The following is a 24,520-nucleotide window of genomic DNA, read 5'->3' on the forward strand; positions in this document are numbered from 1 at the left end:
TCCGTTTAGCGAATCACATGCCACTGGGTTTGCCGCCCTGCCAGATAAGTCACCTGCTCACCGTCAAAAAGCGCACTTTGCTCGAGCATGATTTGCACGTTCTGGCCGTCCCACATGCCTAACGGCACTTTCACATTTCCTTCCAGAGCATAGGCGGTATTAGCGTAGATGGGCCAGTCTCCGCGCACCGGGGTCGGTCCTTGGTTGTCCCACATGCCGATCGTAGGACCTGGCGCATGACCATAGAATCCCAGTGGATGCGTGTAGGTACTGGACATCAGACTGGCTTCGGAGCTTTTGGCGATAACGGCTTCCAGAACTTCATTGCCGGTGCGACCGGTTTTAAAGGCGGCAGCGAGATGATCCTGCCATTGGTTGCCGTGCGCCAGCGCATTCTGCAGTTCTGCGGGCACCTGATCCTCGCCAAATGGCAACACATAAGCCATTTCCTGAGTGTCGGTGCAGAGTTTCAGATAGCAGATACCAACATCCGTATGGATCACGTCGCCCCGTTGAATCGTTTGCCCGCTCTGACCACAAAAAGCTTGCTCATCGGTGCAGCCGTTACCTGCCCGTTGCAGAGTGACATAAGGCATAAACCAGATGGGCAATTGCAATTCTGCAAAGCGATCGCGAATGAACCAGGCGACATCTTCGGTGGTGGTGACCCCGGGCGTAATGACTTTGTTACTGAAAGCTTCAGCGATGACCCCGCGTGCCAGGCCGACTACCTGGGGATAAACTTCGATTTCTTTTGCGCTGCGGGTTTCGACCCAGCGCACCACCAGTTGCTCAGCTGAGACCAGGCGTTGCTGAAACTCCGCGGGCAGAACCTCACGTAAGCGCTGCTGTAAGCCATGGGTCAGACCGTCGGCGACCGGCCAGTCACGTGACACATTGATGCCGATACGCGCAGGATCTTTTTCCGCAATGAGGTCCGCTAACGCCTGCCATTGGTCATCAAGATTGCCGCCAGACCAGACTGACTCATAAGGTTCACCTAAGGGGTAGCGGTTCACCGACAGGCGTTCAACCGAGCCATTTTCTGTCCGGTAGAATACCAGCATGGTGGTGCGCCGGGCAGCAAATGTGGGCTGTGGCACCAGGGTATAGTAAACCGGGTCTTCCGCGTACTCGCGATTGATCACCAGCCACATGTCGAGTTCCGTCTCTGCCATCAGTGCCGGTAGCAGGGCCTCCATACGCTCGTTGAGCATGGCGTTCTCTGGTGCAATACGCGCTTTATGGCTGAGCACAGAGAATTCATCAGCGCCGCTGATGACGCGGCCTTGCTGAAACTCTTCAGCGTTAATCTGAGTCGTACAGACACCTGCTAAAGCAATGGCTATAAAGGTTTTAACGATCGAATGCATAGCTAGTTCCCCGGTCATGGGTTGGCAATGTAGTGGCCAACAAAGCGTAATTTATGCATCGATAGTAGCCAGCTTTACCGGCTTTACGCAACGAACAATTTGTATTCTTCGTTTGCTCACAGATCGATGACAGCGCATCAGACCTTGCGTACACTAGCCTTATTGACTCAAGGAAAGTCTGGACTATGAACGATCTGTTATCAGCACTGCGCCACGCCACCCGTGACGCGCACAGTCAACTGGATCATCATCCGGTATTGGCGCAATTGCTCGCGTCTGAGCTATCGCTTGAGCGTTACGCGGAGGTTTTACTGCTGCTTTACCCTGCCCACGCTGGTATGGAAGATGTGCTTACCGAGTATTGGTGTAAGGCTCCGGTCAGTTACGATTTACATCGGCGCGAAGCCTTATTGAGAAGTGACTTAAAGCAGCTTGGACACCATCCTGCCGAGCCATCCCGCTGGCCAGCGCCACAGAGTTTTTCGGCAGCGGTTGGTATGACCTATGTTATCGAAGGCTCGCGGCTCGGCGGCACTATGCTGGCGCGGCGTATCATGCGCCAGCTTCCGGACGCACCCTGCCGTTTTTTTGCGGAGGATGGCAGCCAACAGTGGTCGGCTTTTCAAAAATTTGTTTTACAACATCAGCAGCTTATCGATCACAATGAAGCCATAACCGCTGCCCTGAAAGGCTTCGACTGTTACCGGACTGTCATAAACCTGGGTTACCCTGAACAGACTGAAAGCTGATTATTGCAGAGGGAGAAAACCATTGAGTTCATCTCGTCTTTTACGGTCTACATCATTACCTGGCGCCATCGTGTTAGGGCTCGGTTCAATTATCGGTACTGGTGCTTTTGTCAGCCTCGGCTTTGGTTACGCATTGGCCGGGGATATGTTACTTGGCGCAATCCTGCTGGCGGCTTTTGTCGCTTTATGTAATGGACTTTCCAGCGCGCAACTGGCTGCGGTGCATCCGGTAAGTGGCGGCACTTATGAGTACGGTTATCAATTTCTCAATCATGATTTAGGCTTCGTTGCCGGTTGGTTTTTTATCTGCGCCAAGAGCGCCTCAGCAGCAGCTGCTGCACTCGCCAGTGCCTGGCTGTTGAATCACTATCTTAACTGGCCGGAGTCTGCTGTAGTGGGCTTAGCCGTAGCTTTGTTGGTTGCTATAACCGCGCTAGTTCTTGGTGGATTAAAACGCTCGAACCAGGTGAATGGGGTATTGGTGACCTTGGCGATACTGAGTTTAGTTTTGTTTGTCATCTGGTCATGGCAACAGCCGCAGGCAGCTTTATCGGGTCTGATGAATAACAAAGCGGATGCGGGTTCAGCGAGCCGGGATGTACTGGCTGCTGCTGCGCTCCTTTTCGTTGCTTACACCGGCTATGGCCGCATTGCCACCATGGGTGAGGAAGTGCTGAACCCCCGGCATACCATCCCACGAGCGATCGTCGCAACGATGTTTGTGGTGACCGTACTTTATTGCGCAGTGGGGATGGCTATCGTCCATTTAGCGCCAGTCACTATTGGTGATGACTTTATCCTCACCCAGCTGCTACCTGCGGGCTGGGTACATAACCTGATTTTCATCGGGGCAATTCTGGCCATGCTTGGGGTGGCGCTGAATCTGGTGCTCGGAGTTTCACGCGTGGTGCTGGCTATGGCGCGTCGTCGCGACCTGCCGTTGGGCTGGGCGAAACTGAATCTGGGCAATACCTCCGCACCGGCGGCCACCTTGGTTACTGCAGCAATTATGATCGTTATTGCCTTGTTTGGCGGTATAAAGTTAGCTTGGACATTTAGCGCATTTACTGTTCTTATCTACTATAGCATCACCAACCTGGCCGCTTTACAGGTAGCTACAGAGCAACGGTTTATCGCTAAGTTTTGGTCTGTGCTGGGGTTAGTCGGTTGTTTGAGTTTAGCCCTTATGGTGGATGTCCAGGTGATAACCGTAGGCGTGCTGCTTCTCGTTGTCGGCCTTATCTGGCATCGCTACCGTTTTGCGAAAACCTATTGATAGACAAGTAATCTTTAGCAATACTCGTTCTGTGGGTAGTATTTACCCGAAGCGCAATTGAAAGGATGGTCTGTGACGATTGGACAACTTGAGTGGCAGCACCAGTTTCTGGTTTACGGGCTGCTGCTTGCACTTTTTTGCATCGCGATTGGCTGGTGGATCGGCCATCGTGAGCGTGTGCGTCTGTCTCGTCTGGTTGATGCCAAATTCCGTACCTTAGCTTCACTTGCCCAAAACAAACCCCTTGAAGAAAAATTGACCGATATTTGTACCTTGATCGAAGGGCAAATTAGCGATGCGATGTGTTCAGTCATGTTGGTCGATCCTGTTAAAGGTGTACTTAATGCCGCAGGTACCCTAAGTCTGCCCAAGGCTTTTACCGACGCGCTACAAGGATTGCCTATAGCTGATGGTGCGGGGGGTTGTGGCACCGCGGCCTATCGTCGCGTTCCTGTGGTGGTCGAGGATATGACTAAAGATGCGCGCTTCGACAGCTACGCAAAACTTATTGAGGACTATAAGTTGCGCGCTTGCTGGTCATATCCGGTCATGTCGCCAACCCATAAAAACGTCATTGGTACCTTTGCTGTTTACTTTACTAAACCGCGTAAACCCTGCCTGAGAGAACTGGATCTGATTCAGCGCAGCCGTGACCTGGTTGCGCTGGTGATCGATCAACATAATGATCGGATACAGCGTGAGCGCAGCGAGCAGCATAATCGTTCACTGTTTAGTTACAATCCAGAGGCTGTCTTTACTCTCGATCGGGACGGTAACTTTATGAGTCTGAACCGCGCTGGCTCAGATCTTATTGGTTATGAAGAGTTAGAAGTACTGGGTCAGCATTATGAACTGGTGATACCTGAGTTTGATCGGGCGCGGACGAAAAACCACTTCGAAGTAGCCTTGTCAGGTAAACCGCAGCGTTATGAGATAAAAATATATGACCGTAGCGGTAAACTGCACGATCTTGATGTCACCAATATGCCTATTGTCATTAATGGGGAAATCACCGGTGTGCATGGGATCGCCAAAGATGTAACTTCCGCGCGTCGTAATGAATCTCAATTGGCGTTGCTTGAGCGAAGTGTTGAATCCAGTACCAACGGTTTGATTATTTGCGAAGCCAATAAATCAAATTTCCCGATCATTTATGTCAATCCAGCATTCAAAGAAATCACAGGTTTTCTCGATGATGAAGAAATTATCGGGCGCAACTGCAGGTTTTTACAGGGGCCTGATACTGATCCGGCAACCGTACAAAAAATTCGTGATGGTCTTAGTACCCGCAGTGAAGTCCGCGTTACCATTCTTAACTACCGCAAAGACGGCACCCCGTTCTGGAATGATTTAATCATTTCGCCGGTGCGCGATAGTGGTGAGAAGGTCACCCACTTTATTGGATTGCAGAGCGATATTACCGAGCGTGTAGAACGCGAAGAGCAACTGAAATTTCTCGCTAAACATGATGTCTTGACCCGGTTACCTAATCGCAATGCCTTAGAAGAGCGTTTGGCTGAATGTCTGGAAGAAGCCTCGGCGGATGATGAAGGATTAATTGCAGTTTTATTTATCGATCTGGACGGTTTCAAACCGATAAATGACAGTCTCGGCCATGCTGTTGGCGATCGCATCCTGGATGAAACCGCTCAGCGCTTACTGGGACAAATGGGTTCGAACGATTTATTGGCACGCTTTGGCGGTGATGAATTTGTCGCGGTGGTGTGTACGACACATGACCGCGACGCAGTAAGTGAGCTCGCGGGTAGTTTGTTAGACCAATTTCATCAACCGTATCGTTTTAATGAGTTGGAAGTATCGCTGTCAGCGACCATAGGTATCGCCGACAACAGTACCCTGTTTACCAATCCGCTTGAGTTAATTCAACGGGCCGATGTTGCCATGTATGAAGCCAAACGCCGTGGCGGCAGCTCGTATCATTGGTACAGTGCTGATCTGGATGCCGGTATGCAGCACCAGATTGAATTACGCACACAGCTGCAAGAGGCAATTCAGGCCGAGCAGTTTGAACTCTTTTACCAACCCATCGTTGATGTTAACGGGCAACCGCGTGCGGTCGAAGCTTTGGTTCGTTGGCGGCATCCGGAAAAGGGTTACATTTCACCTGGCGAGTTTATCCCGTTAGCTGAGGCTACGGGTCAAATTATCGCAATTGCAGACTGGGTGTTCAGGCAAGCCTGTAGTGATGCAGAGACACTACTTGGAACCGGCCTGGAAACTATTAGTATAAACTTCTCGCCGCTACAGTTTTATCGTGACGACTTCATCGAAAATGTTAATGACATCCTGACCGAATTTGCGATACAGCCGGGACAGCTGACCATCGAGATTACTGAGAATGTATTTATGCGCGACAGCAACAATATGATCGCGTTGTTACATAAGCTGCGCGAGCTTGGTCTGGGGATTTCAATCGACGATTTTGGTACCGGTTTTGCCAGTTTAAGTTATTTGAATCAGTTGCCGGTCGATGGTTTGAAAATCGATCAGTCCTTTATTCACAATGTCGATAGCACCCGGCGTAATTCTGCGATCACGCGTGGGGTCCTGGCTATCGCCAGCGAACTAGATATTAGAACGGTTGCGGAAGGCGTGGAAACCGAGGCAGAACGTGCTTATGTGCTTGAGCATGGTTGTGACTTGATGCAGGGGTACTTGTTCTGTCATCCGCAGCCACTTGCCGAGGTGCTGGACTGGATAAAAAAACAGCAAGCGCAATCCTGATTGCGCTTGCTGTGGGTTATTGCATTAACAGCGAAGCTTAGAAACGATAATCAAAGCCTACTGAAACGGTTTGCGGCTTGTTTGGCCGTGCACCATAAGGTAGTCGTGAAATAATAACTTGCTCATCAAATACGTTGTCGACCTTCAAAAATACAGTGGTTTGCTCAGACAACGGATAACGACTTACCCAGTCCATGGTCAGTAGCGCTTCAGTCACCTGCAGCGGGTCGTTTTCACGCTGACAGCCTACGCTGACACAGGTTTCATCCATGTATTTAATGATGAAATGGTTGTCCCAGCCGTTGTCGTGCAAGAAACCAAAGCGGGCACTGAAAATATGCTCCGGAATGTCAGCTAAGGTATCGCCATCTTGTACGCCGCTGACGCTATTATCTTCACTGATTTCGGCACTGGTATAGGTATAGTTGAAGCTTGCAGGAATGGTTACAGCGCCTTGACGCCAGGTTTGTCCCAGTTGAACTTCCAAGCCCTGAACCAAAGCTTCACCGGTAACAAAACTTCCCGAAGTTGCGCCATTGCTACATGGGCTGGCAACCGAGCAGCTTTCTGCCTGATTGTTAAAGTCGCTGCGGAACATGATAGCTTCGGCAAAAAAGTCGGCCTGATTGTAACGTGCGCCAAATTCGAAGTTGGTGCTTGTCTCAGGTTCGTCAGTTTCTTTCGCACCGCCGCCTAACGGGGCAAAACCACGGTGAACACCGGCTAATAGCTGTACTTGCTCATTGAGGTCATAAGTGAAAGAGACGCCCGGCAATACTTCTTGTGCATTGCTGCTGCGGAAGCTTGGCTCGTCGCTACGGTCTGTGTTGCTAAACTGTTTGCGATAGGTTTCAACGTCTTCATAGCGCACTGTTGCCTGAACTTTCAACGCGGCTGTTGCCTGCCAGGTATCCGCGAGCCAGAACGCATTGGCGTCAGCACCTTCCAGGCGATTGTTACTGCCGGTAGGCTGAATGGTTTCCTGATAGACCAGGCTGCCATTGATTTGGTCGTAAACTTCGACTGGCTGGAACCGATCCATACGGTCGCTGTGGTCACGTGCGCCAAACTCAAGCTCATGCTCGCCGAGCAGTGCGGTCAAACGCAGTTCAAGACCATAAGATTCGTAGGCACGATTGTTGTGTTTATAATCCAATCCCGCGTAATCCTGTTCACCATGCAATACGGCGATTGCGTCAGCATCGCCGGCGTTAGCTGCATCAATAAGACCGCCAGGACTGCCTTTGAACCAGTCGCGCTTATAGTCATTGCGGTAGGCGATAGCGGTAAAGTCCACGGTATCTGTTAACGAAGCATCGTAAGTTAAAGTGAAACCAGAATGCTGATTATCCATCTGATCAATTGCGGTCAGACCATAACGGCGATTTGGATTTTCCGCGAAATCTGCTTCGGTAAGCCCGGCGTAGGTCTCGTTAGAAATTTGCTCAGAGTATTGTAACTTAGCGGTCAAACTTTGATTGATCCCAGACCAGCGCAACTTCACCAGATAATCTTCGATATCGTAACCTGCATCACGGTTGCTGCGGTCGATGTCTTTAAAACCATTCGAATCACGCTGCACAGTGTCGATTAGCCAGCCAAAGGAGCCTGCTGTGCCGCCATAGTAGGCATGGATATCGCGACTGTTATTCTCGCCCATACGCAGGGTGACCTGCCCCTGAGGTTCCTGTGGAATAGGCGTGGTCAGCAGGTTGATGACACCGCCTGTCGTCTGCGGACCGTAACGCAGTAAAGGCGCGCCTTTCAGTACTTCAATACTGTGCATACGGTAAGCTTCAGGGAAGTAATAAGCAGCGGGATTGGAGTAGGGAGCAGGTGCAATCAGCACGCCGTCTTCAAGCAGAGTGACTTTGCTTGAGCGACCACCAGCTGCAGCGCGGATACCGATATTAGGACGTAAGCCCTGGCCATCTTCTTCACGAATGTAAACGCCTGGAACTGTTTTTAACAGCTGGTTAATGTCAGCGTTAACTTCCACGTCGAGTTGTTCAGGTGCAATGACGGCTCCTGATCCTGCGACGGTTTTTGCATCAGCTTTTGAGCCGATAATCTGGATAACTTCCGTGCCATCTGGCGCGCTTGTTTCTGCTGCAACGCCGGTTGTGCTTGTTAACGCCACCGCAAGGGCGCTAGCAATCATCGAATAACGCATATTTTCCCCCAATGAAATCAAGTTATTATTAGACGGGGGAGAGTATAAATAAAAACTATTCGCATTTGCAATAGCAAATGCGAGTTATTCCTATTTAGGTAGTCGGGATTTAGCTCAAAACTGTTTAAATCACAAACAAGTTACGATACATGCGTTCCGCGTAATCGTCGGTCATGCCAGCGATGTAGTCACATAAAATCCGGTCAGCTGCAGCTTGCCCGGCCTGTGTAAAAGCTGCCTGCCAGCGCGCTCGCGTGTTTTGCGGCAGCAATCGCATGGGTTCGGCATGGAAGGCGCTAAACAGGTTTAGCAGCATATTTTGACTGCGATAACGTAGTTGCTGAATGGCTGGCTGATTGATGACGTGCTCGAACACCACAGCCTTCAAACTATCGAGTAAATAACGTTCAGGTTGCGGTAAACATGCATTAAAACGTACCAGTGGCTCTTCAGCCTCAGCTAAGACCTCGGTCAGATGTACCTTGGTGACAAAAATATTCACCAGTGCACCAATAGCGTCTTTGCGCACACTGTGTTCCTGAGAGAATAACTGACGGCCGAGTTGCTGCATCAGCTTAGCCAGGTCACTGTCAAGATTAGCAACCACGCCGTCGAGGTGGGCATGCCACTGGCTTTCGGACAGAGTACCGGTAACCACTGCGTCTTCCAGGTCGTGAACACCATAAGCAATGTCGTCAGCCAGCTCCATTAAGGAAGCGTCGAGACTTTTGTGTCTGGACCGCTGCCAGGGGCTTTCTGGTAAAGTATCCACCGCCTGAAACAGCCCCCGGTCTGCCGTTGACAGAGGTTCGAGAACCCAATCCAGCAGGTCTGAATCACAGGCGAACAGTGCCTTTGCCGGACGCCATTGAGCTAGACTACCGGGATTCTCCGCAGCTGATGGTTGCGGCAGTTCGGGCATCAACACCGGGTATTTAAGCAACCCCAACAGTGTCCGGCGGGTAAGGTCCATACCATGTTCAGGGTGATAGGCCTCCAGTTTGCCGACAATACGAAAGGTCTGGCCGTTGCCTTCAAATCCACCGGAGCCGAGCATTTTGAAATTAAGTGCTGTTTCACCACCGTGTCCAAAAGGTGGATGGCCAATATCGTGGGCAAGACAGAGGGTTTCCATGAGATTGAGATCCGGCAGCATCGCGACTTCGTCTTCAGTTCCGACATGGGCCAGTTGATTAATTAGAGATGCCCCTATTTGCGCAGCTTCTAATGAATGGGTCAGGCGGGTTCGATAGAAATCGTTTTCACCTACGTTCATAATTTGAGTTTTTGACTGCAAGCGCCGAAAAGCAGCGGAATGTAATACCCGGGCCCGATCACGCTGCCAGGCGGTACGGCGGTCACCAGGGCGTTGAGTGGAAGGACCTGAGCGGCGTGCTTGCCAATGTGCAGTCATGTTAAATCCTTGCGAACTAGGGTGTTAAAGGTAATGGCTCTAGTATGCTATGTTTGGTCGAAGATACCAACTAAGGACCTGCTGAATGACAAACTTTGTGCAGGGCCGGGAGGGTGCTGCTTAAGGTTGCTTAATCGGGTAGGCGGAAAATCATCGCATCGTCACTGGTGTAAACGTTGTCGAGCTGCCAGTGGTGGGCGAGCCACGCGAAGCTGTTGATATGAAAAAAGCTGATGTGGGTCGGGTCATTGCGGTAAGACCAACCTTTGAACTGTTCGAGATCGCGCCGGCGTTTGGTCATAAATGCCAGGTGGCCCCCCGGGACTAAACAGTCGACAAGCTGTTGAATCACCTGTGCTGGCTGTCCCAGATGTTCGATGACTTCGGTGCAGGTAATGTAGTCATAACTTTCCCGCAGGCGTTCCGGATGAGGGGCGTAATAAATATCGTAGACGCTGCAGGGAAAGCCGGCTTCAGTCATCATTAACGGTAACGTAGGGCCGGGTCCGCAGCCGTAATCAAGACCCCGGGCTTCCGGTGCTAACTGTTGCTGAAGAGGTATCGCGATCCGTGCCAGGAAATCGCGATAACGCTGATCATCGGGCGAATTCTCGTGAAAATCGTAAATGGCTTTTTCTTCGTCGGGAGTTAACCGCTGTTGCTCAGGCACCTGAATAAGTTCACAGCTACAACAGCGCCAGTACTCACGACCGCGTAAACGGCCGCGTCGCTGGGTATAAAACAACTCGTGATTTTGTTGATTGCATAATCCACAGTTCACATCAGGGCCCTGGAACAACTAATCATTTTTGCAAGTGGCGATGCGTACACAGTTGCGACCGTCGATCTTGGCCTGGTACATGGCGCGGTCAGCACAACGGAGAATATCACCGGCCTGACGGGCATGAGCAGGGTAGATTGCGATACCTACACTTGCTGAAATTGTCAGCGTCAGCTGTTCGATAGAAAACGGTTTTGCCAACTCTTCGCGCAACCGATCGGCAATATTACGTGCCACACGTTGGGCTGCTTCGACGTCGGCCAAATCGTTGGCCAGGATCAAAAACTCATCGCCACCGGTGCGACAAGCAACATCCGTATCCCGCAAACAGGACTTAATACGACGGGCAACATGAATTAACAGTTGGTCACCGACACTGTGCCCGTAGGTATCGTTCACGGGTTTAAATTTATCGAGATCGACAAATAGCACCGCCAGTGCCCGCTGTTGCTGGGTGCAGAGTAGTAAGCTACGTTCAAACAGCTCATCAAAATACGCCCGGTTGGGTAGATTGGTGAGCATATCCTGGCGTGCCATGCGCGCCATTTTCTCACGCTGCTGACGCTGTTCAGTTATTTCGCGGGCAATGCCCAGCAAGTGCGGATGCTCGTCCTGGTTATCGTGAATGCACGAGGCGCGACAGGTGAACCACAACCATTCGCCGTTAGCATGACGGATACGGAATTCGATATCCTTTACCGGCGGGCCGCCGTTAATTGTCGAATGAATAAACGCATTGCACGATGGGACATCATCCGGATGAACGATTTCCTCAAAAGACTGATCTATGGATTCGTCAATCTCATAACCGACATGTTGTTTCCAGTTCGGCGATAAATAGCCAATGATGCCGTTAATATTTACCGTGAAGATAATATCATTAGCTTCTTCGATGAGGGTGCGAAAGCGGTGCTCGCTGGCAATCAGCTCGTTCTCGAGGCGCTTGCGCTCGGTAGCTTCAACCAGGTAACCGGTCCAGATCAGGGTGCCATCTTTCTGCTGCTCGCCGCGCTCATGGGCATCGAGCCAGAGTACCTGGCCACTTTTATGGATAAAGCGAAACGGGTGGTGCCAGTCGCGATGCTGCTCTGCAGAAAGCTGCTTACCGTTCATGACCTCAGCGTAGTCGTCCGGGTGGATGGCTGTGAGAAAGTCGTTCGCATCGTTTAACAGATCTTCAACTTGCAAACCCAGCAGCGCCTCAACAGATGCACTGATATAAGTAAAACGAAAACACCCCGCTGGATCACGAATGAGTTGATAGGTGATACCGGGCATTCGCTTAAGGAGACTGTATCCTTTCATTCTCGGCTCATTGCTGCGGGGCTTAATTAAGTAATAGTCTTAATCGCGAAAGTTCTCAAATTGTAGCGGCAATTCGATGTCAGCTTCACGCAGCATTGCCATGGTCTGCTGCAGGTCATCGCGCTTCTTGCCGGTGACCCGTACTTTATCGCCCTGAATTGAAGCCTGGACCTTGAGCTTACTATCTTTGATCAGCTTCACTATCTTTTTGGCTAAAACTTGATCAATACCTTGTTTTAAAGCGACTGTGGTACTATAGGTCTTGCCGCTGTGGGTTAATTGATCGGGTGATTCACTCCCCGCCAGACTAACGTTGCGTTTGGCGCAGTGGTTAGCAAAGATGTCGTGCAATTGCTGGACCTGAAAGTCAGACTCTGAAGCAAGCGTCACGACCAATTCTTTAAGTTCTATACGCGCGTCGACACCACGAAAATCAAACCGTGTTGCTAATTCGCGATTGGCATTATCTACGGCATTTTTAAGTTCGACCGTGTCAATCTCAGAAACAATGTCAAAAGAAGGCATAGTTTTTACCTTTCTAATCAGTTTTACGTAAAATTATGTTTTATTATCTTTAATAAGTGCGCGTATAACAAGGAAATGTATGCAAAATAATCAGCTTACCGCATTAAATGTTATTGGCATCGGTGCCTCAGCAGGCGGGCTTGAGGCTGTCTCAAAGCTACTCCAACATCTGCCGGAATCGATTCCGGCAGCATTAGTTATTTTGCAACATTTGTCACCTGACTATGAAAGCGTGATGGCAGAGATTCTTGGGCGCGAAAGTAAACGTAAGGTGATTGAACTGACCTCAGATACGCTGCTCGAAGCTGGCGGTATCTATCTGGTACCCCCGGGCTATCACGCCAGCTATGCCGACGGTAAGGCCGTACTGCAAAAGGCAAAAGCAGAGGTTTCGGTAAAACCCTCGGTAAACACTTTCTTTGCTTCGCTGGCAGCGCAACTACGAGAACGTGCCATAGGCATTGTGCTTTCGGGGACCGGCTCGGACGGTACCTCAGGTTTGCGTGCCATTCAGGCTGCAGGCGGTATTGCCATTGTCCAGGAGCCGGCTGAGGCGAAATACGATGGCATGCCACGTTCGGCAATCTTAGCCGACGCCGCTGACTTTATTCTTCCGGTGGCCGAAATCGCAGAAAGAATGAATGAGTTTTGTAAACTGGCTGATGTCCATGAGATGCAGGAAACAGCCCAGTTAAAACGTCTGATTAAATTAGTAAAAGCGTCCATCGGTCATGATTTTTCTGGTTATAAGCAGGCAACGCTGTTACGTCGTATTAAACGGCGAATGGCGGCTACGGAAAATGCATCCATGGATGACTATCTCACTTATCTGGAGACACATAAAAAGGAAGTGTCTTTGCTGGGGCGTGACTTGCTGATTTCGGTGACGACGTTCTTTCGTGATCCAGCATCCTTTGCCCGTTTCAGCCAGGTGTTGACTGACTACTATCAGAGCAACACTGAGCTCGCCGAGTGGCGCGTATGGATTGCCGGTTGTGCTACCGGCGAGGAAGCTTACTCGGTGGCGATTCTAATGGCAGAGTTGATGCTCGCAGAAGGCATTGACAAGCAAGTGCAGTTATTTGCCACAGATATTGACGAACAGGCGCTGAAGATTGCCCGACGCGGCCGTTACAGTAAAGGTGCATTGACTGAAGTCGATGAGCAGTTTATTTCCCGTTATTTCGTGGAAGACGGCGACTACTATGAAGTAGGAAAGAAATTACGCGATATGGTGGTGTTCGCCAAGCATAACCTGGTCAGTGATCCGCCCTTTATGCGGGTAGATTTTATCACTTGTAGAAACGTATTGATCTACTTCGATGCGGAGTTGCAACAGCGAGTACTCAAACGCTTTCATTTTGCTCTCAACAGCAATGGTTGCATGTTTCTGGGCCGATCAGAGAGCGTCGGCACAGAAGATGACCTATTCACCGTGCTTGATCGCAATCAGCGCCTGTTTTGTAAGTCAGCGCAGTTAACACAAGCAAAATCAGCGTCGTCGACCCGCCCGCTTACATCAACACAGAGGAAGAGCAATGTTGCTCATGACCACAAGCTGTTAAGTGCGATTACTAAAGAGCTTGGTTGGATTATCGTCGAGTTAAATAGCAAGCACAGAATCAAGCGCAGCTGGGGTAATGTCGGCCAGTTCTTTGAGCTTCCCGAGGATCAAGCTGAAAGCCCGGTGCAGGACGCTATAACAACAGCGTTTCGATCAGAGCTTATTACCCTGTTACATCGGTTCCAGCGCCAACCTCAGTTGCTTGAAGGACAACGCCAGGAGCTCGACGGCGAAGGCTGGCAGTTGCTGATTCTGCCGCTAAAAACCGCAGTGCAATCGTTACCGGTCGTGGTATTACGACCCTTTGGTATGCACAGCGTCATGCACAGCAAAGACAGTTCGATAACAACCGATGATGAACAAACTAACTGGTTACAGGAAGAACTTGTAGCGACCAAGGAGTACTTGCAAAGAGTGTTGGAAGAGCTGGCAAGCTCAAACGAAGAAATGCAGTCGCTTAATGAAGAGTCGCAAGTATCCAATGAACAGTTGCAAGCGAGTAATGAAGAGCTTGAAGCTGCAAATGAAGAGCTTCAGACCAGCAACCAAGAGTTACTGAGTCTGAATCAGGAACTGAATAGCCGCACACATCAGCTGGCTAAACTCAACGAAGAATACACGCACGTTTACGATGCTCTCGATTTCCCTATTCTGGTGTTTAACCGCGAGGCACGACTGCAACGTTTCAATGCTGCTGCCCAGCGCATGTTCGGTCTGCGCCAGAACATGCAGCAACGTTTACTCAGCAAACTGAAGTTCCCGAGTTATTTGCAGGACACAGTGAAAACACTGGCTCAAGCTGCGCTGGCGACCAGTGATGTGCAACAGCACTGGTGCCGCGACCGTGACCAGGTAATGCAAGTCACGGTAGCGCCGGGGTTGGGGTCGAAAGAAACGATTGAAACCCTGTTGCTTACCTTCATCGATGTCACTGATATTGCGCAGGCGCATGAACAGCTGCGAGCCTCACAAGAACAACTGAATAAAATTTTGACCAACACTACAATTTTGCTGGCGATGAAGGATCTGAGCGGGCACTACTCACTGGTCAATCCGCAGTTTTGTGAGAGTTTCTCAGTTGCCGAAGAACAAGCGATAAAACACACTGATTTTGATCTGTTTCCGCATGCATTCGCCAGCGCTGTATGGGAGCATGATTTACGCGCATTACGCGAACTCGAACCCGTTGTTGCTGAACACACCTATCAGTTAAACGACGGTAGTAAACGTATTTTCCGCATTGTCCACCAGGCGCTAACCGATACTAGCGGTAAGGCTTATGCGATCCTTAACGAAGCCGAAGACATCACAATCAAAAAGAACGCCGAACAGCAGTTGCAGATCGCTGCCCGGGTTTACGAACAAGCCGGAGAAGCGATCGTGGTGTTGGATGCAGAGGGTCAGGTGCAAACGGTAAACACAGCGTTCTTAAAGCTGACTCATGAAACCGAAGAGAAAATCGTGCTGCGCTCGTTCTGGCAGTTGTTGGGGAGTTCAGATGAGCGGCATATGGTAGCCGAACGGATTCAGCAGGAAGTCACAGAGGTGGGCTTCTGGCAGGGTGAAACCGCGATTATAGCCGCTGGTGATCATGTCTTACCCATCTGGCTTACAATCAATCGTATTCAGGCTGCAAACGACGCAGAAGCGAACTACGTTGCGGTATTCGCGGATATTTCCAATCTCAAGGAATCGCAACGTAAAGTCGAATATCTGGCAACGCACGATAGTCTGACTGGGTTGCCAAACCGGACGTTATTTCACGACCGGTTAGATCACGCACTGGAACTTGCAAAACGCAAAAAGACCGAAGTTGGCTTGCTGTTTATCGATTTAGATAACTTCAAAAATCTTAACGATACTCTTGGTCACGATGCCGGTGATGAACTGCTAAGACAAGCCGCTGAACGTTTGCAGGATGTGGCGCGCGATATGGATACAGTAGCGCGTCTAGGCGGTGATGAGTTTACGATCATTATCGTAGATTCGACGATGGCGGCGGTTGAACGCGTTGCGCGCAGTGTTATCGAGGTGCTGAGTAAAGCATTTTACATTCAACGTGAACGCCATTATCTGGGCGCCAGTGTTGGTATTGCTATTTTCCCCGACGATGGCATGAGCGTTGCGGCGCTGTTGAAGGCTGCTGATACCGCTATGTACCGCGCGAAAGAAAACGGTCGCGGGCGCTATGAACTCTATAAAGAAGAGCTGCAGTCACAAATGTTGCGGCAAACGCGGCTGGAGAATGACCTGCGGCTTGCGCTACAGAAAGATGAACTTAGCTTGGTCTATCAGCCGAAATATGCATTGCTGGATACGCCTGAGTTTGTTGGTGCTGAAGCTTTGTTGCGCTGGAAACACCCGACGCATGGCTTCATTTCACCGGCGGAATTTATTCCCGCAGCGGAGATATCAAATTTGATCGTCGATATCGACTGCTTTGTGGCTCGCAAACTCATTCGGCAAATCGCGAAGTGGCATGAACAAGGTCTGAAATTCCCGATTATGGCACTTAACGCGTCGCCGAAGAGCTTCCAGAATGAGTCCTATGTCGATTTATTATTGCGCCTTTTAAAACAGTACAAAGTAAGTTCGTTGATGATCCAGATCGAGTTGACTGAACGCACACTGGTGACCCAGCAGAATACCGAGTTAGGGAACATTGAGCGACTCCGAAATGCAGGTATCCAGCTTAGCATTGATGATTTTGGCACAGGTTATTCTTCCCTAAGTTATTTAAAACGTTTACCTTTAGCTGAATTGAAAATAGATAAATCCTTCGTTGACGGGGTTGTGTCGAACACCAACGATGAAGCTATCGCCCGGGCGATATTGGCAATGGCTAAAGCCTTGAATATTCGTACTGTCGCTGAAGGTGTTGAGACCCGGGAACAAGCGGAGTGGCTGCGCAAAGAGGGCTGTGATTACGCACAAGGCTACTATTTTTCCAAACCCATGGCGTTAGCCAAATTTGAGCAACTGATACAGGCAAAAAAGGACGAGCAGGATGGCGACATCGACAAGTGAGTTCATCACCCAATGTGAACAGGAAGAGCTGCATTTAACCGGTGCGATTCAGCCTCATGGCGCCGTGTTTGTGCTTGACCATGACTATCAGGTGACTCATGTGTCCGTTAATATGGCCGCCGTCTGGCGCGGTGATGCGCGGTCCTACCTGGGACGCCAGATACCTCCGCAAATGCGTGGTTTACTTAAGCAATATACCGGCGAGCGGATTTATTTCGCCGCTGAGCTTGAGCGCGAAAATGATTATTTAGATGTGATATTCAGCCCGGTACCTGGTGGCGGCATAGTCGTTGAGCTTATGCCCACCCAACGGGAAAGGCGTATTCCCTCGGCTATGAGCCGATTTCCTGATGCAATTCATTCGCATGACGAGATGCGAGATTATCAGCAATTACTGATCAGCTATATTGCAGAGGTGACGAAGGCGACTCGGGTCATGTACTACGAGTTTCTTGGCACCGGCGACGGTGAAGTCACCGCAGAAGCCAAGCACGAAAGAGCAAACGGCAGCTACTTGCAGCTGCGATTTCCAGCTAGCGACATTCCGCAAATCGCCCGTCATTTGTATCTGCAAAATCCATGGCGCGCAATCTATGACACCCAGGCAACCGCTGTGCCCTTGGTTAGCGCCGAAGACTTGCCAGTACCAGATCTGACCCACGCCGAGTTGCGCAGCGTATCACCTGTACACCTGCATTACTTATGCAATATGAAGGTCAGTGCATCAGTGTCTTGGCCGATTGCGGGTAAAAATGAGCTGCTGGCGTTGATTGCATTGCACCACGATGAACCCCGCGCTTTTGATTACAGCATACTCAGTCATATCAGCGAACTGGTAAAGGATTACAATTTTGCACTGCGTGATTTCCGTACTCAGCAGCGTATTGAAATGCATGAACGGATGCAGCATCAGTTTAATTATTTCCATCAGCAACTAATCAATCGCGAGGATTATGAGCTGTACTGGCAGGAAATGTCTGAGTGGCTAATGCAGGAATTTGCCTGCGACGGCGTGATGATTTCCACCCCCCGACAAATCCTCAAAGCTGGCCTGGAAATTGAGCCTGAAACGCGGGAAGTAATCATTGAACACCTTGCACAAGAGGGCGAGATGTCGTGGTTTTCTGATAACCTTTTAAAGGACTTACCGCAGATTGACTTAACCGCGATAGCTGGTGTGGCAGTGCTGACTAATGTACTGGCACCTGATCATGAGGTCGAGTTTTTTGCCCTTAGGCAAGCTCATATGCACGAGGTCATGTGGGGAGGACGTCCGGATAAACCAGAAGAAAGTTATGATCCTGATGTGCCGATTTCACCGCGGCGTTCCTTTGAAAAGTGGATCGAGACGCGATATTCCAACAGCAAGCCCTGGGATCGGAACACCCGGATTAAGCTGATGAAGCTACGGTTACTGCTAAACGAAATTTAGTTTGGCAGTCTAGAAGTCTATATTGACATAACCAACCTACACCATTAAAGTCGCTTTAACACCTGAGTGACGAGACCCACCTTTGCATGAGCTACCGCCAGTCCGACCATCTGATAACCATTCCACAAGGGCAACTTGCGCTGCGCCAACAGGGCGCCGAGGGCGCGCCTGACGTACTGGTGTTGGGCGGCATATCAGGCGGTCGTGAAATTTATACGGCTGCTGGCAAGGGGTGGTGGCAAGGCTTAATTGATAATGCTGGACTGCTCGGCTATAACCTGTGGAGCCTGGATTACCTTGGCGGAATGGGGGCAAGCACCTGTCAGGTCACGCCAACGACCGTCGAAACACAGGCGCAAGCCATCCAAACTGCGCTAATGAGCCTTGGTGTCGAGCAACTGCATGCAATTATTGGTGGTTCTTATGGTGGCTGTGTCGGCATGGCCATGGCAGCTGCTGGTGATTTGCAGATTGACCGTCTGGTGGTGCTCGGAGCTGCGCATCGCCCTGCGGCGCAAGCGATCATGCTGCGTAGCTTACAGCGCGACTTTGTGGGGTTAGCGGAGGAGCTTGGCGATGCTGAGCGTGGCGTTGCGCTGGCACGGGCTTTGGCGATGGTGAGCTATCGTGGTAGCAGTGGTCTTGATGCGCGGTTCCCCAATGGGGTAGATGCGATTGACTTCATGCACCAAAGGGCGCTCCGTCTGGTGCAACAGGATCCTGTGCGCGCGCGACAGTTGTTTACAGTGTTTGGTCCCGCATTGGACGTTTTTCGGGTCGCGCCGCAACAAATCAAGGTTCCTACTTTACTGATTGGCTTTAAAGACGATCTGCTGGTGCCGGAACATTTGCTGACCGAATTAGCCGGGTTACTGCCTGACTGTTACAGCTATGAAGCAGTTGACACCGCCCACGGCCATGATGGGTTTATCCTCAACACAGCAGCATTTGGTCCTGGCATTAAACACTTCCTGGAGGAACTATGAGTCAGGCAGAAATTGCTATCGGCGTGGTCGGTGTCGGTACCATTGGCGGTTATTGGCTTGACCACTTTGCAGATCAGTTGACGCTCGCGTCTCAGGCCAGAGTCACTGCATTGTTCCGCAGCACCTGTTGGCTTGATGTACCGCGCGGTGTGGATTTAAGTGCCTGGCGAAACAGTCTGAATGACGAGGCTGAACCGGGCTCGGCAATGACAGTAGAAACCTGGCTCCAGCGTACCCGTGAACGCGATCAGCAGGCCATTGTCATCGATTTGACTGCCGCAAAAGCGGTGAGCCGGTGTTATCCAGCCTGGGTTGCTGCTGGCGCGCACATTATATCCGCCAACAAATACGCTGGCTCAAGTGCCCTTAGCTGGTACCAGGAACTACGCCGGGTACAGCAACAATATCAACGCCAGTGGTATTACAACACGACCGTCGGGGCAGGACTGCCAATTTTGACCGCTTTGCGTGAACGCTGCCTGTGTGGTGATAAAGTGCTACGCATAGAGGGCAACCTCTCAGGTTCACTGTCGTGGATTTTTCAAAATTACCGCAGCGGTGAGAAACTCTCAGACTGGCTGCAACAGGCACAGCAGCAGGGGCTGACTGAACCGGATCCGCGACTTGATCTTGGCGGTATGGACGTGGCACGCAAACTGATAATTCTCGCGCGGGAAGCGGGTTGGCCCCTGCAATTAGAGGATCTCGCTATTCACAACCTGGTGCCTGCGGAGTTACGCGAGTGCAGCACGGCAGAATTTGTCGCACAAGGGGACGCCTTTGATACAGCCTTCGATCAGTGGCGTCAGACAGAGCATCCAGACGCGCAGCAGTGGGTGTATCTTGGCTACATTACTCAGGATGATGATGGCAATTACCACGGCGGCACTGAGCTGGTACCCATCAATCAATCATCGGTCTATGCCAACTTGCCAGCCGGCAATGCTAATTTCACCGTCCGCACTAAACAGTATGATGCCAATCCGCTGGTTATTCAGGGACCTGGTGCTGGGCCAGAGGTGACTGCAGCGGGTGTTCATAGCGATGTATTGCAACTGATTGCACAACTTAAAAAACATTAAAGGTAGGGCTTGCAGGACGGCGAAATTTAGCTAATATGGACGTCTAAACGTATAAACATCTATATTGAGGCTGTTATGACACACAACTATCGCGCCGCGACCTTAGCGATTCATCATGGTTATGAAACGGACCCTACCACCAAGTCCGTTGCCACTCCTATTTATCAGACTGCGGCTTTTGCCTTTGACGATGCCCAGCATGGTGCAGATTTATTTGATCTGGCGGTACCGGGAAATATCTACAGCCGCATCATGAACCCGACCAATGATGTGCTTGAGCAACGCGTTGCCGCGCTTGAGGGAGGTATTGCAGGCTTGGCTGTCGCGTCCGGTATGGCGGCAATTCAATATGCCCTGATAACCCTCGCCAAAAATGGCGATAACATTGTCACCACACCGCAGCTATATGGTGGCACCTACACATTGTTTGCGCACATGCTGCCGTCACTGGGTATCGACGTGCGTTTTGCCAAGTCAGAGAAAGCAGAGGATATCGCAAGCTGCATCGATGACAAGACGAAAGCGATCTATTGCGAAACCATCGGTAACCCAGCCGGAACTATCGCTGATCTTGAAGCTTACGCTGAGGTCGCTGAACGCAACGGTGTACCGCTGGTCGTCGATAACACAGTGGCGAGCCCAAGCCTGTGCAAACCCATCGACTGGGGTGCTCATATAGTCGTGCATTCGTTGACCAAATATATCGGTGGTCACGGCACCACTATTGGTGGTTTGATTGTCGATAGCGGTAAATTTGACTGGGTCAAACATGCGGATAAATTTCCCCAGTTCTCGCAACCGGAGCCAGCGTACCACGGTATCGTTTACACTGAAGCCTTTGCCGAGGCAGCTTTTATTGCGCGGGCGCGGACTGTGGCGCTGCGTAACACGGGTGCAGCACTATCACCGTTCAATGCGTTTTTAATTCTGCAAGGTCTGGAAACACTGGAGCTAAGAATTGAGCGGCACTGCCAGAATACCTTACGGGTGCTGCATTTTCTGCAAAACCACCCCGACGTCGCCTGGGTGAACTATGCCGGACTCGAGGGGCACGCGGACTATGCTCTTGCGCAAAAGTATATCCGCGGTGGCTTACCCGCATCGTTGCTGACCTTTGGTCTTAAGGGCGGTTACGAGGCCGGCGTCGCTTTCTACGACAAGCTTAAGCTGTTTAAGCGTCTGGTAAATATTGGTGATGCCAAATCTTTAGCCTGTCATCCGGCCTCGACCACACACCGGCAGTTAACCACTGAAGAGCAGGAAAAGGTGGGTGTAAGCCCTGAAGCGATCCGTTTGTGTGTAGGAATTGAGCATCCTGATGACATTATCGCCGATTTAGAGCAAGCGCTGGTGGTAACCTCTGAAGAAGTAGCTCTGAGTTAACAGTTTGGTTATAGTGTCGGCCTTTCTTTCGACGTTTTAAAGCAGTAGGAACAGGCCATGATACGAGCGAGTTACTGGGGCATGTTGTTGATTGGCAGCATGCTCTTGTCTGGTTGTGCAAGCTATATCGAGCATGAACTTTCACAACGACCACAAGGTGTAAACTGGGAAGACAAATCCGAAGCGGGCATGCGCACTTTGCAGCTCAACAAGCGCGAATTTTGCTTACCTCACCTGGGTGGATGCACTGGCTATTATTTTGGCAAACCCTACCATTTACTCCACACTGAAACCGACGACACAGCGTTCCAGAAGCTAACCCTGGACGTTGATCTGGAAGTGAATGGGCAGGTGGATAATTCATTGCTGGAACTGAATCGGGACGCGATAGCACCGCATAATGGTACGGTCGTGCTGTTACACGGTTACGGCGGTGATAAATCGACCATGGGCTTTCTTGCCGCGTATTACATGTTCCTGGGTTATCACGTTGTCGTTCCTGATTTGCTTGGCCACGGCGGTTCGAGCGCGCAACATGTCGGGTTTGGGGTGCTTGACGCACCATTGATCAATGCTCTTATCGACAGTTTACCGAACCGCGAGGTGCCGCGGCCGCTTTATTTAGCAGGCGTTTCCATGGGGGCGGTGGCCGCCACCCACGTCGCGAAGCAACGTCAGGATGTTAGCGGACTGATGTTATTTGCGCCGATGCGACCTATGGATCAGGCAACCAGCGCCATGATCCAGCTTATGTACCCTAATCTGAGTAAAGTCATGCCGGCGGATTCGATTCAGGATGGCGTCGTCGCGGCGATGCGAAAACAAGGCGTGCCGATGGCAGCGACGGATCTGCTCAGGTTATTGCCGGAGCTGGAGATACCGACACTGATCGTTGCCAGTGATAAGGACGAAATTGCACCCTATGATTATTATTTACCTTTAGAGTCGGAGCAGGTCCGGGTAATCATGGCTCCCGGCCTGCACCACATGAGTCTTGGCGTTATGGACAACGCACGGCATGAGTACGTCAAGGCCTGGCTGGACGAACGTGCAGACTAATTACTGCAACATTTCGTCCGGCAATGGCACCTCGATACAGGCACAGAGAATCGCCAGTAACTGACGTTCAGCTGGCGATATCACAGCGTCAGCCCGAACTGTATTCAGCCAATTATCCACCAGGGTCGCTTTTGCTTTTGGTGCCCAGCCGCGACAGGTATTGAGAGCAAGACACAGGGCCTGGCGATCGACCTGTTTACCCGCATCGGTGCGTTTCAAAGAATCGACCGTTACTTGTAATGCCTCAGCATTATCGATGGTCTCTTTGAAGCGTGATTTAGGCAGCAGCTGGCGCGCCAGAAGTTGATACAACCCCCAGTGAAACAGGTCCTGGCTGTTCGCCATCGCTTCCAGGTCTTTAAGCAGGTTCAAGCGATCTCCTTCACTTGCTTGCCGCAACGCAGGTATCGCGACCTCAACCAAGGCCAACTGTTGTGCGGGTTTCAGGCCTTGCAGTGCTTTATTGGGTTCGTCAAGCAACTGACTAAGTACCAGATCATGTACCAGCTTGGGCGCCTGCTGCGGGCTATGCGCCTGCTCCATCAGCACCGCCGGTAGTGCCAGTAACGCCAGCTTGTTCAGTGCGGAAGGCTTAGGTTGCGCGGCAACATGCTCCTGCTCGGAGCGACTGCGGGCGGTACGTGGTTCCGGAAAGTGACCATTCCAACGCGGCTCGATACGCTTGATGCGTTTATCCAGTGGTGGATGGGTCGCCATCATGCTAAACCAATGATTCAGTGCCTCACCAAAAAATAAATGGGCCGCTTCGTCAGCGTTTTTATGTTTAACCTGACTGCCATTGTCCCGCGCACCAATTTGCTTCAAAGCACCAGACAGCCCATCAGGGTTGCGGGTGAACTGCACGGCTGCGGCGTCGGCTAAGTATTCACGTTGCCGACTTACGGCAGATTTAATCAGATTGCCAAATAAAATGCCGATACCACCAAGGATAATCAAACCTAAACCAAATAACGGCAACGCGTTTTTATTACGGCCCCGGCCACCGCGGCCTGAGTAAAGCAATATCCGGCCGAGGTGAGCCACAGCCAGGATACCGGCTAAGGCTGCAATCAAACGGATATTCAAGCGCATATCGCCGTTCAGTATATGACTGAATTCATGGGCTACGACGCCCTGCAGCTGTTCGCGCGAGAAGGTATCCACTGCGCCGCGGGTCAGGCCAATCACCGCATCGCGGGTATCGTATCCTGCCGCAAAGGCATTGATGGCAGCTTCGTTTGGTAAAATGTACACCGCTGGCACCGGCATATTGGCGGCAATTGCCATTTCTTCAACGACGTTCAGAACACGCCGTTCAACGGCATCCTGAGTATCCGGACTTACCAGTGTGCCACCAAGGTGCTCAGCAATGACTTTACCGCCTGCCTTAAGCTGCAACCACTTAAACAGCATTACGGCGAGGATGCCGCCGCCAACGCTTAAACTAACCCAGATAAAAGGTTCCCAGCTCAGCTGGTACTCGCCCTGGCCATTGGTGCCTACAGCACCAATAATAAATGCGGCGACCAGGGTCACCGCACCAATAATCAACGCGAACGCGAGGAAGAACAGAACCACCAGCAGGCCGGTATTACGCCGCGCCTGCTGTTGATGTTCAAAGAAGTTGACCATAATGCCGCCGGATT

16 protein-coding genes are annotated in these 24,520 nt (G+C 51.0%); 9 read left to right on the forward strand and 7 right to left on the reverse strand.

Features of this window, described 5'->3' with window-relative positions:
- Window positions 1–5 precede the first annotated feature (5 nt).
- Entirely contained in the window at window positions 6–1,373 is a 1,368-nt protein-coding gene (locus CWI69_RS10050; RefSeq protein ID WP_126764077.1) for a M24 family metallopeptidase, read from the reverse strand.
- Between the two features lie 185 nt (window positions 1,374–1,558).
- Between CWI69_RS10050 and CWI69_RS10055 the strand changes: the two genes are divergently transcribed.
- The 3 genes from CWI69_RS10055 to CWI69_RS10065 all read left to right on the forward strand — a co-directional run bounded on the left by CWI69_RS10055 (window position 1,559) and on the right by CWI69_RS10065 (window position 6,143).
- A complete protein-coding gene (locus tag CWI69_RS10055) occupies window positions 1,559–2,122 on the forward strand; it encodes a biliverdin-producing heme oxygenase (protein ID WP_126764078.1) in 564 nt (187 codons plus the stop codon).
- A 22-nt stretch (window positions 2,123–2,144) separates the two neighbouring features.
- Window positions 2,145–3,398 (forward strand): APC family permease, encoded by a 1,254-nt coding sequence (locus CWI69_RS10060; protein WP_126764079.1) that lies wholly within the window; start codon window positions 2,145–2,147, stop codon window positions 3,396–3,398.
- Between the two features lie 72 nt (window positions 3,399–3,470).
- Window positions 3,471–6,143: an EAL domain-containing protein gene (locus CWI69_RS10065; RefSeq protein WP_126764080.1), complete on the forward strand. Its 2,673-nt coding sequence runs from the start codon at window positions 3,471–3,473 to the stop codon at window positions 6,141–6,143.
- Window positions 6,144–6,180: 37 nt separating this feature from the next.
- Here CWI69_RS10065 and CWI69_RS10070 read toward each other — a convergent pair whose 3' ends face one another.
- The 5 genes from CWI69_RS10070 to CWI69_RS10090 all read right to left on the reverse strand — a co-directional run bounded on the left by CWI69_RS10070 (window position 6,181) and on the right by CWI69_RS10090 (window position 12,341).
- A complete protein-coding gene (locus CWI69_RS10070; RefSeq protein ID WP_126764081.1) occupies window positions 6,181–8,316 on the reverse strand; it encodes a TonB-dependent receptor family protein in 2,136 nt (711 codons plus the stop codon).
- Between the two features lie 124 nt (window positions 8,317–8,440).
- Window positions 8,441–9,730, reverse strand: a complete 1,290-nt coding sequence (locus tag CWI69_RS10075; protein ID WP_126764082.1) for an anti-phage deoxyguanosine triphosphatase — start codon at window positions 9,728–9,730, stop codon at window positions 8,441–8,443.
- 130 nt (window positions 9,731–9,860) lie between these two features.
- The gene (locus tag CWI69_RS10080) at window positions 9,861–10,511 is read right to left on the reverse strand and encodes a class I SAM-dependent methyltransferase (RefSeq protein WP_198678939.1); all 651 of its coding nucleotides are present in this window, start codon (window positions 10,509–10,511) and stop codon (window positions 9,861–9,863) included.
- Between the two features lie 18 nt (window positions 10,512–10,529).
- Window positions 10,530–11,816 carry a sensor domain-containing diguanylate cyclase gene (locus tag CWI69_RS10085; protein WP_126764083.1) on the reverse strand — a complete coding sequence of 429 codons (1,287 nt, stop codon included), beginning with the start codon at window positions 11,814–11,816 and terminating at the stop codon, window positions 10,530–10,532.
- Between the two features lie 39 nt (window positions 11,817–11,855).
- On the reverse strand, window positions 11,856–12,341 hold the full coding sequence (locus CWI69_RS10090) for a YajQ family cyclic di-GMP-binding protein (RefSeq protein WP_126764084.1): 486 nt from the start codon (window positions 12,339–12,341) through the stop codon (window positions 11,856–11,858).
- A 79-nt stretch (window positions 12,342–12,420) separates the two neighbouring features.
- On the opposite strand from CWI69_RS10090, the gene CWI69_RS10095 reads away from it, so the two are divergent.
- The 6 genes from CWI69_RS10095 (at window position 12,421) to CWI69_RS10120 (ending at window position 22,874) form a co-directional block, all read left to right on the forward strand.
- Complete coding sequence (locus CWI69_RS10095) at window positions 12,421–16,932, forward strand: EAL domain-containing protein (RefSeq protein WP_126764085.1); 4,512 nt, start codon at window positions 12,421–12,423, stop codon at window positions 16,930–16,932.
- Entirely contained in the window at window positions 16,913–18,364 is a 1,452-nt protein-coding gene (locus CWI69_RS10100) for a GAF domain-containing protein (protein WP_126764086.1), read from the forward strand. The genes CWI69_RS10095 and CWI69_RS10100 overlap by 20 nt, the downstream gene beginning before the upstream one ends.
- Window positions 18,365–18,450: 86 nt before the next feature.
- A complete protein-coding gene (locus CWI69_RS10105; protein ID WP_126764087.1) occupies window positions 18,451–19,350 on the forward strand; it encodes an alpha/beta fold hydrolase in 900 nt (299 codons plus the stop codon).
- Entirely contained in the window at window positions 19,347–20,432 is a 1,086-nt protein-coding gene (locus CWI69_RS10110) for a hypothetical protein (protein ID WP_126764088.1), read from the forward strand. Before CWI69_RS10105 ends, CWI69_RS10110 begins: the two co-directional genes overlap by 4 nt.
- Window positions 20,433–20,507: 75 nt before the next feature.
- Entirely contained in the window at window positions 20,508–21,815 is a 1,308-nt protein-coding gene (locus tag CWI69_RS10115; RefSeq protein ID WP_126764089.1) for an O-acetylhomoserine aminocarboxypropyltransferase/cysteine synthase family protein, read from the forward strand.
- A 57-nt stretch (window positions 21,816–21,872) separates the two neighbouring features.
- Window positions 21,873–22,874, forward strand: coding sequence for an alpha/beta hydrolase (locus CWI69_RS10120; RefSeq protein ID WP_126764090.1), 1,002 nt, complete (start codon window positions 21,873–21,875; stop codon window positions 22,872–22,874).
- Here CWI69_RS10120 and CWI69_RS10125 read toward each other — a convergent pair whose 3' ends face one another.
- Window positions 22,875–24,506, reverse strand: a complete 1,632-nt coding sequence (locus CWI69_RS10125) for a M48 family metallopeptidase (protein WP_126764091.1) — start codon at window positions 24,504–24,506, stop codon at window positions 22,875–22,877.
- Between the last annotated feature and the right edge of the window lie 14 nt (window positions 24,507–24,520).

Source organism: Pseudidiomarina halophila (assembly GCF_003987215.1).
Classification (GTDB): Bacteria; Pseudomonadota; Gammaproteobacteria; order Enterobacterales; family Alteromonadaceae; genus Pseudidiomarina; species Pseudidiomarina halophila.

Excerpts from the sequence above, each read along its gene's own strand:
- CWI69_RS10050 (WP_126764077.1), bottom strand. The coding sequence starts at position 1,373 with ATGCATTCGATCGTTAAAACCTTTATAGCCATTGCTTTAGCAGGTGTC.
- CWI69_RS10055 (WP_126764078.1), top strand. The coding sequence starts at position 1,559 with ATGAACGATCTGTTATCAGCACTGCGCCACGCCACCCGTGACGCGCAC.
- CWI69_RS10070 (WP_126764081.1), bottom strand. The coding sequence starts at position 8,316 with ATGCGTTATTCGATGATTGCTAGCGCCCTTGCGGTGGCGTTAACAAGC.
- CWI69_RS10075 (WP_126764082.1), bottom strand. The coding sequence starts at position 9,730 with ATGACTGCACATTGGCAAGCACGCCGCTCAGGTCCTTCCACTCAACGC.
- CWI69_RS10085 (WP_126764083.1), bottom strand. The coding sequence starts at position 11,816 with ATGAAAGGATACAGTCTCCTTAAGCGAATGCCCGGTATCACCTATCAA.
- CWI69_RS10090 (WP_126764084.1), bottom strand. The coding sequence starts at position 12,341 with ATGCCTTCTTTTGACATTGTTTCTGAGATTGACACGGTCGAACTTAAA.
- CWI69_RS10095 (WP_126764085.1), top strand. The coding sequence starts at position 12,421 with ATGCAAAATAATCAGCTTACCGCATTAAATGTTATTGGCATCGGTGCC.
- CWI69_RS10100 (WP_126764086.1), top strand. The coding sequence starts at position 16,913 with ATGGCGACATCGACAAGTGAGTTCATCACCCAATGTGAACAGGAAGAG.
- CWI69_RS10105 (WP_126764087.1), top strand. The coding sequence starts at position 18,451 with ATGAGCTACCGCCAGTCCGACCATCTGATAACCATTCCACAAGGGCAA.
- CWI69_RS10110 (WP_126764088.1), top strand. The coding sequence starts at position 19,347 with ATGAGTCAGGCAGAAATTGCTATCGGCGTGGTCGGTGTCGGTACCATT.
- CWI69_RS10115 (WP_126764089.1), top strand. The coding sequence starts at position 20,508 with ATGACACACAACTATCGCGCCGCGACCTTAGCGATTCATCATGGTTAT.
- CWI69_RS10120 (WP_126764090.1), top strand. The coding sequence starts at position 21,873 with ATGATACGAGCGAGTTACTGGGGCATGTTGTTGATTGGCAGCATGCTC.
- CWI69_RS10125 (WP_126764091.1), bottom strand. The coding sequence starts at position 24,506 with ATGGTCAACTTCTTTGAACATCAACAGCAGGCGCGGCGTAATACCGGC.